Source organism: Oleiharenicola lentus, from assembly GCF_004118375.1.
Lineage (GTDB): Bacteria > Verrucomicrobiota > Verrucomicrobiia > Opitutales > Opitutaceae > Lacunisphaera > Lacunisphaera lenta.
The window spans coordinates 779,930-795,569 of record NZ_SDHX01000001.1 but is presented as its reverse complement, the minus strand read 5'-3'; the positions used below and the strand labels follow the sequence as shown (position 1 = coordinate 795,569).

Here is a 15,640-nt window from a genome sequence, read left to right as displayed (position 1 = left end):
GCGGGAAAGATCAGGGACGAACTTGGACCGGAGCGGCCGGCCGGGAGTTGGGGGTGGGTTGAATCTGCGGCTGGGGGATCGGCGAGGCGCCCTGGTTGCGGAGGGCCCGACGGCGGCGAATCTCCTCGGCGACCTGCGCGAGGCGCGCCGCCTCGTCGGCCGACGGGGCGGCCGGGTTGACCACGGCCGTGGGCGACGCGCCGGGCGCACCGCCGGGCGCAGGCATGGGCGCCGGCGGAGCCGCCTGCACAATGATTTGGGCGCGCTTGAGCGCGAGACTGAGCGGCTGGCCGCGATAGAGGACCTTCACCGACTGGGTGTCGGGATCGTAACTCTGCACCGTGTAGGGCGCGCCGGCCTCGTTGAGCTTCACCCACTGCGACTGGCGGTTGGCCGGCTCGAAAAAGCTGAAGAGCGGCTCGCCGTTGTCCACGATCACTCCGCGAAACTCCAACGTGCCCGACTCCATGCCCGGGGCCCCCGGCGAGGTCGCGGAGCCGAAAGGCGAATTCTTGACCAGGCTGTCGAGCGAAGGCTTGGCCGGCTCGGCCGCAAAAACGGCCACGGCAGCCAGCCCGGGCAGAACGGCAAAGTGGCGGCAACGGAGACGCATAGCCGGAACGAAAGCCCAAGTGCCCGCCAACGCAACGTTGAAGACGAATGGGCGAGACCTTGAACTGTCCGCTTCGTCCGCTGGAAGCGGAGGGCTGTTTTTCGCACCGGCCGCGGCCTGTGCGGAGACCGACACTTCAGGGAACCGGAACCCCCGCCGTCGCTGAACAATTCAGGCTACCCGCGTGAAAAATCCGCTCGCGGCCAGCGGGTAATGCGATTCGCCTGAATCCCCGCCCCACGCTTGGTGATGACTCCCCGCCCCTCCCTGCTTTCGTGCATCGGTTCCGCAATCGTCACGCTCGTCGCGTGCCTGCCACTCTCCGCCCAGGAAGCCGCTCCGTCTCCCGCGGCCTTCGCCGAAACCGGTCCGTTCTTCGAGCCGGGCCAGCCGTTATTCCACACCCAGGTCGAGGTGACCAAGGAACACTTCGTCGTGCGCGGTGTGCTGCTGCCGCTGCCTTCCGGCCACGCCGTACTCTTCGACCAGGAGCTGCTGCGCGTCGCCGCCATCTGGCTGGTGCCGGCCGGCCAGCCGCCGGTCTCGGAGCGCACGATGGCGCAGATCTCCTACAAAAATCCGCGCACCCGCACCTACTCGGACCACCCCCAGCCCACCGGCCCGCTGCTGCTGGCCAGTGCCCTAAACCCCGGCGCGGCCCCGGATTTCGACGCCCTGTTCAGCGACCCGCGGCCGCCCAACCGCGAGGGCGACGCCGGCCGCGGGCCGCTGCCGGAAACGGTCGGCCGCTTTGAAGGCGTCGAACTCACCGGCCCCACCGCCGTGCTGCGCTACCGCGTCGGCCAGACGCTTGTCCGCGAATGGTTCGAGGCGCGCGACACCGATGGCGGCGTCCAGCTGCTGCGCCACCTCGAGATCGCCGCGCACGCCACGCCGCTGCACTTCGCACTCGGGCGTCCGGCCAACGGAGCCCAGTTGTCCGCCAACTCGCCCGCCGTCACCTTCACCGACTCCGCCGACGGCCTCGTCGCGAGCCTCGCACCGGCAAAGGGTGTCCAGCGAATCACGTTTGCCCTCGCCCCGGCCGACGCGCCCGCGCCCGGCCCCACCCCGGCTCCGCCCGCCCTCATCGCGACGCCGCGCTGGCCCGGCACCGCCACCGCTGAACCCAAACTTGCCCGGCTCCGGCAAAACGGCTGGGTGCTCGACCATGTGCCCGTACCCGAGGTGAATCCGTGGAAACGCCGCATCCGTCCCGCCGACCTCGCCTTCGTTTCCGCCGACGAGGCCGCGGTCGTCACCTACGACGGCGATGTCTGGCGTGTGACCGGCCTGGCCGACCCGGAGCTCGCGCAGGTCACCTGGCGCCGCTTCGCCAGCGGCCTGCATGAGCCGCTCGCCATCGCCGCCCCGCTGCCCGGCGCGGTGCAGGTCTGGACCAAGAACGGCCTCGTGCGCCTCGCCGACACCGACGCCAACGGCGAGGCCGACCGCTACGACAACTTCAACGACCACGTCATCCAGAGCCAGACCACGCGCTCCTTCCCCCTCGACATGGCGATCGGGCCCGACGGCTCCACCTACGTGTCGCAGGGCGGCATCACCACCGGCACCGGCATCCAGTCCGGCGGCACCGGCACCCCCCACGCCGGTGCCATTCTGAAAATCTCGCCCGACGGCCGCAGCTCCGAGGTTTTCGCCCGCGCCGCCCGCGAACCGTTTGTCACGGTGCATCCGCGCACGGGCACCGTCACCGGCACCGACCAGCAGGGCCACTTTGTGCCGGCGTCGGTGGGCTACGTTTTCCGGAAGGGCGACAACTTCGGCTTCCCCGAGGCCACGCCCGAGAAACTCACTCCGCCGCTCGTGTGGATTCCCCACGCGCAGGACACCTCGTCGGCCTCGCAGGTCTGGACGCCCGGCGAGGGCTTTGGCATATGGAGCGACAAGCTCCTGCACCTCTCCTACGGCCGCGGCCGGCTCTTCCTGATCTCGCCCGACTTCGCCGCACCCACGCCGCAGGGGGCGGTGATCCCGCTTGGACTTGAAACCGATTTGCCGCTGCTGCACGGACGCCGCGCCGTCGACAGCCGCGCCATGTGGTTCGCGGGTTTCCAGATCTGGGGCACGCGCACCAAGACCATGTGGTCGCTCGGCCGACTGCGGCCCGATCCCGACAGCCCGATCGTCACGCCCGTCGCCGCCCGCTCCAACGCCCACGGCGTCGTGCTCACGTTCGCCCGCCCGCTCGATCCCGCCTCGGTCACACCGCTCGCCGTGCAATCCCGCGCCTGGAACTATTTCCGCAGCGCCGAATACGGCAGCGGCTACTACACCCTCGACGGCCGGCCCGGCACCACCCCGCAGGGCGTGAGCCAGACGGTGCTCTCCGCCGACGGCCGCTCCGTCTTCATCCACCTGCCGAACCTCACGCCCGCGATGCAGCTGGAGCTGAAGCACGACTTCAAGTTCGCCGACGGCGGACCGGCCGCGCCCGGCGTGGTGTTCTTCACGGTTCATCAGTTGCGGGAGGAGAATCTCGCCGCGCAAGGTTTCCCCGGCGTTGACCTGAACAAGCGCGACATCGTCGAGCGGCCGAAGGCCCCCGAGCAGATCGCCGCCGAGGCCGGCCAGGAACTGGCCGTGCAATTCGGCTGCGCCGCCTGCCATTTCCCCGACCCGACGACCCGCGCGACCATCGGCCCGACCTGGCTTAACCTCTACAACTCGCGCCGCCGCTTCACCGACGGCACCACCGCCGTCGCCGACGAAGCCTACCTGCGCGAAAAGATCCGCGAACCGATGAAGCGCCGCGTCACGCAGGGCATGGTCGAGATGCCGAGCTACGCCGGCGTGCTGACCGACGCCCAGATCGAGTCCCTTGTCCTCTATATCAAGAGCCTCTCCAGCCGCGAGGGCCCCGCCCCCGATCGCCCGACGCGGGAGTGAAAGGTAAAGCGGCTTGTCCCCAAGACACCGAAAATATCAACCAAGCAAAAAGCCCGCGGATCGCTCCGCGGGCTTTTGTTTTCTAACCGCCCCGGGGCGCCGAACCGGGCAGAGCTTCCACGCAAACTCCCCGGCCCGCGCCCCAAGGCGGTAGAAATTAGCCCACCGGTTTCACCGGTACCCTCAGGGCCGACCCTGTCGGGGTTAACCGCGACGCTGTCGCTCCTGGCAACCGCCGGGACGAATGTTGCTGACTGGGTATGACGGGTTGCATTCGGGTTAGGCTGCCGTCCCGCGGCACCGGCACCGGATGGCTTCCACGCAAACCATCCAATCCGTGCCGCAGGGCGGCAGAAGTGAAGAAAATGAAATCAGTCGCGCCATAGTTGGACGCTCCGCAGGTAGTTGCCGCGCTCGTAGGCCTCGGGATCGGGGCAGTTGCGCAGGCTGAGCGCACCGCGGATCTGGCTGACGCTCTCGTATTCGTGATCTTCCATCCAGCGCAGCAGGCCGGCGCGCAGCACGGCAAGTTCGCCGGGTCCGCGTTTCAGCAGCGCGGCGACCACCTGCACGGCGTCGGCGCCGGTCAGCAGGGCCTTCACCACGTCCTCGGGGCGGTGCACGCCGCCGCTGCAGGCGAGGCTGAGCTTCACCTGATCGCGCAACAGCGCGAGCCAGCGCAGGCGCAGGCCGAGGTCCTCGGGCGTGGAGAGGTCGAGGTGCGGGCGCACCTCCAGCGACTCGACGTCGATCTCGGGCTGGAAGAACCGGTTGAACAGCACAAGGCCGTCGAGTTTCTCGCGTTCGAGCCAGCCGGCGAGGTGCGCGACCGACGTGTAGAACGGCGAGAGCTTCACGGCCACGGGGATCTTCACCGCGCCGCGCACGGAACGCGCGATCTCCACCACCCGCTGCTCCAGCTCGGCGCCGGTGACGCCGCGTTGCGTGGCGAGGAAGTAGGTATTGAGCTCGATCGCATCGGCCCCGGCCTCCTCGAGGAGCTGGGCATAGGCGAGCCACGAGCCGAGCTGCGTGCCGTTGAGCGAGGCGATGACCGGCAGGCCGGTGATGCGCTTGATGACGGCGAGGCGGTCGAGGTATTCGTCGGGCCCGAGCACGTAGTCGCCGGTGTCGGGGAACATGGTCGTGGCCTCGGCAAAGTTGTCCTGCCAGCGCACGATATGCCGGTCGAAGGCAACCTGGTTGCCCTCAAGCTGCTCGGCGAAGAGCGAGTGCATGACGAAGGCGGGCGCGCCGGCGTCCTGCAGGCGGCGCACGCTGTCCATGTTGTCCACGAGCGGCGACGCGCCGGGGATGAGCGGACTGGCCAGCTTGAGCCCGAGGTAGGTGGTCGTCAGGTTCATGACGTGGCGGGGCTGGCGGGTTTCTTCTCCGGAGCGAAGGCGGGTGACGTTGCAGGTGGAGGCGGCGGTTCGACGCCGGCGGCCTGCTGGTAGCGGGCGACGCGGCGGTTGACGGCGGCCTGCGCGCGTTCGCCGAGATCCTTGGCGCGCTCGGGATCGGAGCGGAAAAGCGCCTGGAAACGGAGCTCGTTGCGCGTGTAGGCGCTGAGCGGATGCTTCGGGGCGGCGGAGTCGAGCACGCCGGCCAGTTTTCCTTCGGCGATGCGCGCCGGGTTGTGGCGGAAGAGCGGCCACGAACCGGTTTCCACGGCGAGCTTCTGCTGGTCGAGGCCGTTGGCCATCGAGTAGCCGTGCGCAATGCAGTGCGAGTAGGCGATGATGAGCGAAGGACCGGGGTGCGCCTCGGCCTCGAGGAAGGCCTGGACCGTCTGGCTGTCCTTGGCGCCGAAGGCGACGCGGGCGACATAGACGTTGCCGTAGCTGGCCGCGATCATCGCGAGGTCCTTCTTGTCGGTGTCCTTGCCCGCGGCGGAGAACTTCGCGACCGCGCCGAGCGGCGTGGACTTGGACTTCTGGCCGCCGGTGTTGGAATACACCTCGGTGTCGAGGACGAGGATGTTGACCTTGCGGCCGCTCGCGAGGACGTGGTCGAGGCCGCCGAAGCCGATGTCGTAGGCCCAGCCGTCGCCGCCGACGATCCACACGGATTTCTTCACCAGATAGCTCGCCAGCTGCGCGAGGCGGCGGGCGCGGTCGTCATCGAGCGAGGCGAGCGCGGCCTCGAGATCGACGAGCAGGCCGCGAGCCACCGCGAGACCGGCATCGGTCTTCTGGTCGGCCGCCTTGAAACCCTCCATGAGCGCCGGCGGAAGTGAGGGAGCGAGCTCGTCGAGCAGGCGCCAGGCCTGGGCAGCGAGCTGATCCACGCCGGCGCGCAGGCCGAGGCCGTATTCAGCGTTATCCTCGAAAAGGGAGTTGGACCAGGCCGGGCCGCGGCCCTGGGCGTTGGCCGTGTAGGGCGTGGTCGGCAGGTTGCCGCCGTAGATGGAGGAGCAGCCCGTCGCGTTGGCGATGAGCAGCCGGTCGCCGTAGAGCTGCGTGAGCAGCTTGAGGTAGGGTGTCTCACCGCAGCCGGCGCAGGCGCCGGAGAACTCGATGAGCGGCTCGCGGAACTGCGTGCCCTTGACCGTATCCTGCAGCAACGCGGCGGGCGCGGGCGGCAGCGTGAGGAAGAACTCGAAGTTCGCGCGCTCGGGCTCGCGCAGCGGCTCGACCGGGGCCATCATGAGGGCCTTGCGCTTGAGGTCGCTCTTGTCCTTCGCGGGACAGACCTTCTGGCAAAGAGTGCATCCAGTGCAGTCCTCGGGGGCAACCTGGATGGTGTAGGCATGACCGGGGACGTCAGCCGCGCGCAACTTGGCGTGTTTATAGCCGAGCGGCGCGCCTTCCAGACTGGCGACGGGGCACACACCTGCCCGGATCGCTGCATGGGGACACACCAGAACACACTTGTTGCACTGGATGCAAAGGTCGGCGTCCCACACGGGGATTTCCTGCGCGATGGCGCGCTTCTCCCAGCGCGCGGTGCCGGTCGGCCAGGTGCCGTCGGGCGGGAAAGCGCTGACGGGCAGGCGGTCGCCGTCGCCCGCGAGGATGGTCGCGGTGACCTGGCGCACAAAATCCGGCGCCCCGGGGGCGATGATCGGCAGACGGCCCTGCTCGGCGGTGACCGTGGCCGGCACGGGAATCTCGTGCAGGGCGGCGAGCGCAGCGTCCACGGCGGCCTCGTTCTTGGCCACAACGGCCTCGCCCTTCTTGCCGTAGGTCTTGCGGATCGCCTCCTTGATGGCGGCGATGGCCTCGTCGCGCGGCAGCACGCCGGCCAGCGCGAAGAAGCAGGTCTGCATGATCGTGTTGATCTGGCCGCCCATGCCGGCGGCGCGGGCCACGGTCAGCGCGTCAATCGCGTAGAGTTTCAGGCCGCGCTCGATGATGCGCGCCTGGACTTCCTTCGGCAGGCGGTCCCACACGCGATCAGGTGGCGAGCCGACGTTGAGCAGGAGTGTCGCGCCGGGTGCGGCGGTCGTGAGGACGTCGAGGCGCTCGACAAAGGGGAAGTGGTGCACGGCCACGAAGTCGGCCGCGCCGACGAGGTAGGGCGCGCGGATGGGCTTCGGCCCGAAGCGCAGGTGCGAGATGGTCATCGCGCCGCTCTTCTTGGAATCATAGACGAAGTAGCCCTGCGCGTTGAGGTCGGTGCCCTCGCCGATGATCTTGATGGAATTCTTGTTCGCCCCGACGGTGCCGTCGGCGCCCAGCCCGTAGAACACCGCGCGGCGCGTGCCGGCCGGCTCGATGTCGGGTTCGTCGGCGACGGGCAGCGACAGTTTCGTGATGTCGTCGTTGATGCCGACGGTGAAACGCTTGCGCGGGCTGGCGGACGTCAGCTCGTCGAAAACCGCGCGGACCATGCCGGGCGTGAATTCCTTCGAGCCGAGGCCATAGCGTCCGCCGATGAGTTTCACGCCAGTGCGGCTGGCCTCGAAGAGGGCGGTCGCGACGTCCACGAAAAGCGGTTCGCCGAGCGCGCCGGGTTCCTTGGTGCGATCGAGCACGGCGATGGCCTTCACGGTCGAAGGGATCGCCGCGAGCAGGGCGGCTGCGTCGAAGGGCCGGTAGAGGCGCACGCGGACCACGCCGGTGCGGCGGCCCTGGGCGTTGAGCCACGCGGCGGTCTCGGAGACGGTCTCGCCGCCCGAGCCCATGATGATCACGATCTGTTCGGCCTCGGGGTGCCCCTCGTAGTCGAAGAGCTTGTAACTGCGGCCGGTGCGCGACGCGAAGTCGTCGAAGATCTGCTGCACGATGGCGGGCACGCGGTCGTAGAAGGGATTGCAGGCCTCGCGCGCCTGGAAGAACACATCGGGATTCTGCGCGGTGCCGCGGATGGCGGGCCGGTCCGGCGTGAGCGCGCGGTCGCGGAAGGCTGCGATGTATTTTTCGTCCACGAGGGCACGCAGGTCGTCGTCGGAGAGGAGCGCGATCTTGCCGACCTCGTGCGAGGTGCGGAAGCCGTCGAAGAAGTGGAGGAACGGCACGCGGGTCGCGAGCGTGGCGGCGTGCGTGACGGCGGCGAAGTCCTGCGCCTCCTGCACGGAGCCCGAGCAGAGCAGCACGGCGCCGGTCTGGCGGCAGGCCATGACGTCGGAGTGGTCGCCGAAGATCGAGAGCGCGTGCGTGGCCAGCGCGCGGGCCGTCACGTGCAGCGCGAAGGGATGCAGCTCGCCGGCGATCTTGTAGAGATTGGGGATCATCAGCAGGAGGCCCTGCGACGCGGTGAACGAGCTCGCGAGCGCGCCCGCCTGGAGTGCGCCGTGGAGCGCGCCGGCGGCGCCGCCCTCCGACTGCATCTCGATGACCTCGGGCACGTGGCCCCAGAGATTGGGTTTGTGCTTCGCGGACCATTCATCGACCCACTCGCCCATCGGGGACGATGGCGTGATGGGGTAAATGGCGAAGAGTTCGCTGAGACGGTAAGCCACGGCAGCGACGGCCTCATTGGCGTCGAGCGTGGCGACGGGGGCGTGGCGTGGACTGATCACGGAATGACTCTACCGGAAACCCCGCCCGCTGCCCCCGCAGCCGTTGCGCAGGAGCATGCATAAATTGGCAGACGTGGCGTTTTACCGAGGACTCCGCCTGTGCGTCCGCGCGCACGTGCGCCTCACGGCCGCGCCCGCGGGCGGGCTGTCCACCCGGGAACCGGAAACCCTGCACCCTTTATGCAAACCGGTACATTCCGGCTCGGTTGCATGGGCGGCGCATTGACCGCGGGAGAATTTGCTGCCTCCGTTTCTGTGTCTCCCCTCCCCGCCCCATGCTCAAACGACTCCTTTGCCTCGCGCTGGTGGCCGCTGTGCGCGTCACCGCCGATACCCCGATCACGCCCGTGCCGCCGCACGCTGATTTCCGCGTGGCAACCATCCAGGTGCGCATCGCACCCGATCATCGCGACTGGACCTACCGCTTGGGCGAGCCGGCGAAGTTCCGCATCATGGTCACGGCGGACAACACACCCGTGGACAACGCCACGGTCACCTACTCGGTCGGCCCCGAGCTGATGCCCGCGGAAAAGAAGACCGCCCTCGTGCCTCTCGAAGGCCTCGTCGTGGACGGCGGCACGCTCAACACCGGCGGCTTCATCCGCTGCAAGGCCTCGGTCGAGTTCGCCGGCCGCACTTACCAAGGCGTGGCGACGGCCGCCTTTGCGCCCGAGACGATCAAGCCCTACCAGACGGAGCCGGCGGATTTCGATGCTTTCTGGGCCAAGGGCAAGGTGGAGCTGGCGAAAATTCCGCTTGAGGCGCGTCTCACGCTCCTGCCCGACGCCTGCACCGACAAAGTAAACGTCTATCACGTGAGCTTCAGCACCGCGAACCAGCCGTGGAATCCCCAGCCGCCGCGCATATATGGCATCCTCTGCGAGCCCAAGGCACCGGGCAAATATCCGGCCGTGCTCAAGGTCCCCGGCGCCGGCGTGCGTCCCTATGCAGGCGATCCCGACCTCGCGGCCCGCGGCGTCATCGTGCTGGAGATCGGTATTCACGGCATCCCGGTGAACCTGCCACAAAATGTCTATGACGCCATGTATGGCGGCGCACTGCACAGCTACTGGGTCACCCAACTCGACAACAAGGACTCCTATTACTACCGCCGCGTCTACCTCGGCTGCGTGCGCGCCAACGATTTCCTGACCTCGCGGGAAAACTGGAACGGCAAGGACCTGCTCGTCACCGGCGCCAGCCAGGGCGGCCAGCTCTCGCTCGTCACCGCCGGTCTCGACCCGCGCGTGACGGCGCTCGCCGCCATCCACCCGGCGATGTGCGACGTCGTCGCCCCGCTGCACGGCCGCGCCGGCGGCTGGCCGCACCCGTTCAAGCCGAACGACGACGGCTCGCCCTCGATTCACGCTACACCGGCGAAAATCGCGACCACCGGCTACTATGATTCGGTTAATTTCGCCCGCCGCCTCAAGGTGCCCGGGTTCTACATCTGGGGCTTCAACGACGAGGTCACGCCGCCAACCTCCACCTTCGCCGCCTACAACGTCATCACCGCGCCCAAGACCCTCGCCGTGCAACCCGAGCAGGCGCACACCTACCCCTCCGAGCAGTGGGAGGCCGTCAACCGCTGGATCATGAACAACCTGGGCCTGAAGTGACCCGGCCCGCCTCCTCTCAAATCCCCAACAAAGATTCTCATTACCACCGGCCGTCCGGCCCGGTAAGATGACCTTTCAGTTTTCGCCCTGTCCACTACCCCTGCCAACCTGATGTCCTTTCCCCAAGATTTCACCTGGGGCGTCGCTGCCGCCGCCTACCAAATCGAAGGAGCCGCCCGCGAGGACGGCCGCGCCCCGTCCATCTGGGACATGCACAGCCATGCACCCGGCCGCGTGTTCGAGGGGCACACCGGCGACGTGGCCTGCGACCACTACCACCGCTACAAGGAGGACGTAGCGCTCATGCGCAACCTCGGGACCAAGGCCTACCGCCTGTCCATTGCCTGGCCGCGCGTCATCCCGCAGGGCACCGGCAAGCCCAACGCCAAGGGCCTCGCGTTCTACGACAAGCTCTTTGACGAACTCCTCGCCGCCAACATCACACCGTGGGTCACGCTCTTCCACTGGGATCTTCCGCTCGCGCTCCAGCGCCGTGGCGGTTTCTCCAACCGCGACATGGTCGAGTGGTTCGGCGACTACGCCGCGCTGATGGCGGAGCGCTACGGCGACCGAGTGAAGAACTGGATCACCTTCAACGAGCCGCCCTGCACCGTCGGCCTCGGCCTGCTGGACGGGGTGTTCGCGCCGGGCTACAAGCTGACGCACGCCGAGTGCCTACTGGCCGCTCACCACCTGCTGCTGGCCCACGGCCGCGGCGTGCAGGCCCTGCGCGCCGGCATCAAGGGGAAGATCAAGGTCACCCTCGCCCACACCGCCCGCGAACGCATCCCGGCCACCGAAACCAAGGCCGATATCGAGGCCGCGCGCCGTGACTACTTCGCCAGCACCTTGCGCGATATGTGGAACCTGAGCTGGTGGGCCGACCCGATCATGTTTGGCAAATACCCGGAGGACGGGCTCAAGGCCTTCGGCGCCGAGGTGCCCGAGATCCGCACGGGGGACATGAAGCTCATCTCGCAGAAAATCGACCTGCTCTGCTACAACTGCTACACCGGCAACCGCTACCAGGCCGGCGCCAACGGCCAGCCGGAAAAGGTGCCGCACAGCTGGGGCATCGGCAATCCGCGCGGCACGCTGAACTGGCTGCAGATCGCCCCGCCCGCGCTTTACTGGGCGGCCAAGTTCCAGACCGAGCGCTACAAGCTGCCGATCGTTTTTTCGGAAAACGGCTTCTGCAACACCGACTTTGTCCACCTCGACGGCAAGGTCCACGACCCGCAGCGCATCGACTTCCTCGCGCGTTATCTCGGCGGCCTCAAGCGCGCCGCCAGCGAGGGCATCCCGCTCGCCGGCTACTTCTACTGGTCGGTGATGGACAACTTCGAGTGGTGCGAGGGCTACAAGGATCGCTTCGGCCTGATCCACGTGGACTACCAGACCCAGAAGCGCACGCCGAAGGATTCCTATTACTGGTATCGCGACGTCATCCGCACGAACGGCGCCGCGCTCTGAGCCCCCTTCCATTCCACGCCTGTCCATGCGCCTGCACCCGCTCGCCCGCGCCTCCTGGGAATTCCGTGACGCCACCACCGGCTCACCGTGGCGCTCCGCCCGCGTCCCCGGTTGCGTCCACACCGACCTGATCCGGCACAAGCTGATCCCCGATCCGTTCTTCGGCAGCAACGAGCTCGAGCTGCAATGGATCGAAGAGCGCGACTGGGAATACCGCGCGACCTTCACTTTGCCCGCCGCGGCGTTTGCCGAGGAGGTCATCGACCTCGTCGCCGACGGCCTCGACACCGTCGCCACCGTGCGCCTTAACGGCCGCGTGGTCGCGCGGACCGAGAACATGTTCATCGGCCACCGCTGGGACGTGAAGCGCCTGCTGCGCCCCGGCGCGAATGAGATCCTCATCCGCTTCGGCAGCACGATGAAATATATCCGCGCCCAGCGCCCCGGCCACGACCCGCGCGAGTTCAACGATCCCGTCGGCCGCAGCCAGGTCATCCGCAAGCAACAGTGCCAGTTCGGCTGGGACTGGGGCCCGCGCTTCGTCACCGCCGGCGTGTGGCGCGACCTCCGCCTCGAGGCCTGGAGCGGCAACCGCCTCGAAACCGTCCGCGTGACCCAGAATCATCGCAGGGACGGCAGCGTCGTCCTTTCTTTTGAACCCGAACTCGCAAAGAAGGACTCCCGCGCGCAGGTCACGGGCACGATTTCGCTGAAGGGCAAGGTCGTCGCAAAAATCGAAAATCGAGAATCCCGGCCACCGCGAAGGCGGGGCGACCGGCACCGGGACCGCAGCAGCGGTCATCGGTGCAAAATCGAAAATCCGTCCCTCTGGTGGCCCAACGGCCACGGCGCGCAGCCGCTCTACACCGTCGAGCTCACGGTCACCGGCCGCGACAGCAGAGTCATCGGCACCTGGTCGAAACGCCTCGGCCTGCGCACGCTTGAACTCGATACGAGCAAGGACGCCGCCGGCCAAAATTTCCGCTTCGTCGTCAACGGCCGCCCGGTCTTCGCCAAGGGCGCGAACTGGATTCCCGCGCATAGCTTCGCCGCCGGCCTGACGCGCGCCGACTACGCCCGCGACCTCACGAGTGCCGCCGAGGCGCACATGAACATGATCCGCGTGTGGGGCGGCGGTATCTACGAGAGCGAGGACTTCTACGACCTGTGCGACGAACTCGGCCTGATGGTCTGGCAGGACTTCATGTTCGCCTGCTCGATCTACCCGGCCGACGCCGCGTTCCAGCAGAGCGTGCGCGCCGAGGCGCGCCACCAGATCCGCCGCCTGCGCCATCGCGCGTGCCTCGCGCTCTGGTGTGGCAACAACGAGATCGCCCAGCTCAACACCGTCGGCGCCAAGGCCGACCTGCTCGCCAGCCCGAAGCTGCGCCGCGACTACGAGGCGCTCTTCCACCGCGTGCTGCCCGCCGAGGTCGCCGCGCATGACGGCGTCACCGCCTACCGCCCGTCCTCGCAGTGGCGCAGCACGCTGGAGGACTCCATCTCGCGCGGCGACACTCATGCCGTCGGCGAGAAGCTCGGCGACACGCATTACTGGGACGTCTGGCACGCGCGCCACCCGGTGAAGGATTACGAGAAGTGGCGCTTCCGCTTCTGCTCGGAGTTCGGCATGCAGAGCTACAGTTCGCCGGCCACCCAGGCGACCTTCTGCCCGCCGGGCCAGGACAACGTGTTCGGCCCGCAGATGGAGAACCACCAGAAGAACCGCGCCGGCAACCAGATCATCCTCGACTACGTGTCGCGCCGCTACCGGTTCCCGAAAGGCCAGGACGCGCTCATCTACCTCTCGCAGCTCAACCAGGCCCACTGCATGCAGACGGGCGTCGAGCACTACCGCCGCAACATGCCGCACTGCATGGGCGCGCTCTACTGGCAGCTCAATGACTGCTGGCCCGTCGCCTCGTGGAGCTCGATCGAGTTCACCGGCCGCTGGAAGGCCCTGCACCACGTCGCCCGCCGCTTCTTCGCCCCCGCCCTCGTAAGCGCGCATGTGCCCGGCGACGAGGACACCATCATCGGCAACTACCGCACGACCACGGTGGACGCGGTGCATTTCCACACCGTTTACGACGCCCCGGCCCCCGCCCGCGGCGAGTTGCGCTGGGAACTCTTCCACCTCGACGGCCGCATCCTCGCCCGCGGGAAGAAGAAGGTCGCGCTGCGCCCCGGCGAAGCCGTGCGCCAGCAGACCGTGCGTTTCGGCAAGCTCATGCAGCAGCACGGCCGTGACAACCTGCACGTGCGCCTCGCGCTCCTGATCGGCCGCAAGCGCGTGAGCGAGGAGACCGTGTTCCTCACGCCGCCGCGCTTCCTCGACCTGCGCCGGGCGAGGACCCGCGCGACCGTGCGTGCTGTCAGCGCCACGGAGTTCGACGTCACGTTCCGCACCTCGGCGTTCCAGCACCGCTTCGCCTTCGACTTCACCGGCATCGAGCACCGCTCAAGCGACAACTGGTTCGAGCTCTACCCCGATGAAGCCAAGACCGTGCGCGTCACCTGCACCAAACCGCAGCGTGCCGCCAGCCTGAAGACCCTGCTCTCGCACCAGTCGCTCGCAGACACCTACTAACACCGCCCCACCCCATGTCCCAAAACCAAGAAAACAAACTGCCCTTCCGCGAGATGCTCGCGTTCGGCTGCGGCGACTTCGCCTCTGTCCTCTATTGGCAGACCTTCATGAAGTATCTGCCGTTCTTCTACACCGATGTGTTCGGCATAACCGCCGGTGCCCTCGCCACGATGCTGCTCGTGAGCCGCATTTGGGACGGCATCAACGACCCCATCATCGGCATGTGGGCCGACCGCACCGAGTCGCGCTGGGGCAAATTTCGCCCGTTCATCCTTTTTGGCTGCGTGCCCTTCGCGATCTTCGGCGTGCTGACCTTTACCACCCCGAGCCTCGGCATGAGCGGCAAGCTGATCTGGGCCTACCTCACCTACAACGGCCTCATGATGCTCTACACCACGGTGAACATCCCCTACACGGCGCTCATGGGGGTCATGACCAGCAACCCGGTGGAACGCACGCGGCTCTCCTCGATCAAGTTCATGTTCGCCTTCAGCGCGGGCATGGTGATTTCCGCGACGCTGCTGCCGATGGTCTCGGCGCTCGGCGGCGACAAGAATCCCCAGCTCGGCTGGCAGCTCGCCTTCGCCGTCGTCGGCGTGGTCGCGATCGGTTTCTTCCTCATCACGGTCTTCGGCACCAAGGAACGCATCAAGCCGGCCCCGGAGGAAAACACCTCCGTGTTGCGCGACATCCGGTTCCTGGTCACGAACAACGCCTGGGTGCTCCTGTTGTGCACCACCCTGACCTGGATTCTCTTCGTGGCGCTGCGCAGCTCGGTCTCCGCGCATTACTTCAAGTATTACCTCTACAACGGCTCGCCCGAAACCCCGCTCAGCTTCATGGGCCGCGAGTTCTCGCTCGAGGTGCTGCTTTCGTCCTTCAACACCCTGGGGCAGGCCGCCTCGGTCGCCGGCGTGTTCGTCGTCAGCCTCGTGGCCAGCAAGTTCCCGAAGAAGGGCCTCTTCATCTCGCTCTTCACCCTGCAGATCTTCACCACCGCCGCCTACCTCGTGCTGGAGCCGGGCCAGCTGGGAGCCATCTTCGTCCTCGAAATTGTCGGAAGCTTCCTCGGCGCCCCCCTGCCCGTGCTGATGTGGGCCATGTATGCCGACACCGCCGATTACGGCGAATGGAAGAGCGGCCGCCGCACGACGGCGCTGGTTTTCTCCGCCTCGACCATGAGCCAGAAATTCGGCTGGGCCCTGGCCGCGTTCATCGCGTTCCAACTCCTGCAGTTTGTCGGCTTCCAGGCCAACGTCATTCCCTCCGACGCCGTCAAGGGCAGCTTGGTGCGCCTCATGAGCATCTACCCGGCGGCCCTCGGTGTGCTGTCCATCGTGATTTTCCTGTTCTATCCGCTGAACGAAAAACGCATGGCCGAGATTGATTCCGACCTGAAGGCCCGTCGCGCCAAGGCCGGCCTGGCGACCGCCTGAGCGCAGTAACGCCAAACCAACCCGCGCGGAGCG

At 67.5% G+C, this 15,640-nt stretch carries 8 protein-coding genes; 5 read left to right on the top strand and 3 right to left on the bottom strand.

Going from position 1 to position 15,640, the window contains the following annotated elements; translation table 11 throughout:
* Positions 1–10: 10 nt before the first annotated feature.
* Positions 11–613 (bottom strand): hypothetical protein, encoded by a 603-nt coding sequence (locus ESB00_RS03180; protein WP_129046279.1) that lies wholly within the window; start codon positions 611–613, stop codon positions 11–13.
* A gap of 249 nt (positions 614–862) precedes the next feature.
* Here ESB00_RS03180 and ESB00_RS03175 point away from each other — a divergent pair, with 249 nt between their 5' ends.
* Entirely contained in the window at positions 863–3,523 is a 2,661-nt protein-coding gene (locus ESB00_RS03175) for a DUF6797 domain-containing protein (protein WP_129046278.1), read from the top strand.
* Positions 3,524–3,894: 371 nt separating this feature from the next.
* On the opposite strand, the gene ESB00_RS03170 is transcribed toward ESB00_RS03175, so the two are convergent.
* Together ESB00_RS03170 and nifJ are read right to left on the bottom strand one after the other, a co-directional pair.
* Positions 3,895–4,887 (bottom strand): dihydroorotate dehydrogenase-like protein, encoded by a 993-nt coding sequence (locus tag ESB00_RS03170; protein WP_129046277.1) that lies wholly within the window; start codon positions 4,885–4,887, stop codon positions 3,895–3,897.
* Positions 4,884–8,489, bottom strand: coding sequence for a pyruvate:ferredoxin (flavodoxin) oxidoreductase (nifJ, locus tag ESB00_RS03165; RefSeq protein WP_129046276.1), 3,606 nt, complete (start codon positions 8,487–8,489; stop codon positions 4,884–4,886). The genes ESB00_RS03170 and nifJ overlap by 4 nt, the downstream gene beginning before the upstream one ends.
* A 275-nt stretch (positions 8,490–8,764) precedes the next feature.
* Between nifJ and ESB00_RS03160 the strand changes: the two genes are divergently transcribed.
* From ESB00_RS03160 to ESB00_RS03145, 4 genes are all read left to right on the top strand, one after another.
* Entirely contained in the window at positions 8,765–10,108 is a 1,344-nt protein-coding gene (locus ESB00_RS03160) for an acetylxylan esterase (protein ID WP_129046275.1), read from the top strand.
* A 111-nt stretch (positions 10,109–10,219) separates the two neighbouring features.
* Positions 10,220–11,581 carry a GH1 family beta-glucosidase gene (locus ESB00_RS03155; RefSeq protein WP_129046274.1) on the top strand — a complete coding sequence of 454 codons (1,362 nt, stop codon included), beginning with the start codon at positions 10,220–10,222 and terminating at the stop codon, positions 11,579–11,581.
* A gap of 25 nt (positions 11,582–11,606) precedes the next feature.
* Entirely contained in the window at positions 11,607–14,171 is a 2,565-nt protein-coding gene (locus ESB00_RS03150; RefSeq protein WP_129046273.1) for a beta-mannosidase, read from the top strand.
* Between the two features lie 14 nt (positions 14,172–14,185).
* Positions 14,186–15,607, top strand: coding sequence for an MFS transporter (locus tag ESB00_RS03145; RefSeq protein WP_129046272.1), 1,422 nt, complete (start codon positions 14,186–14,188; stop codon positions 15,605–15,607).
* Positions 15,608–15,640: the final 33 nt, after the last annotated feature.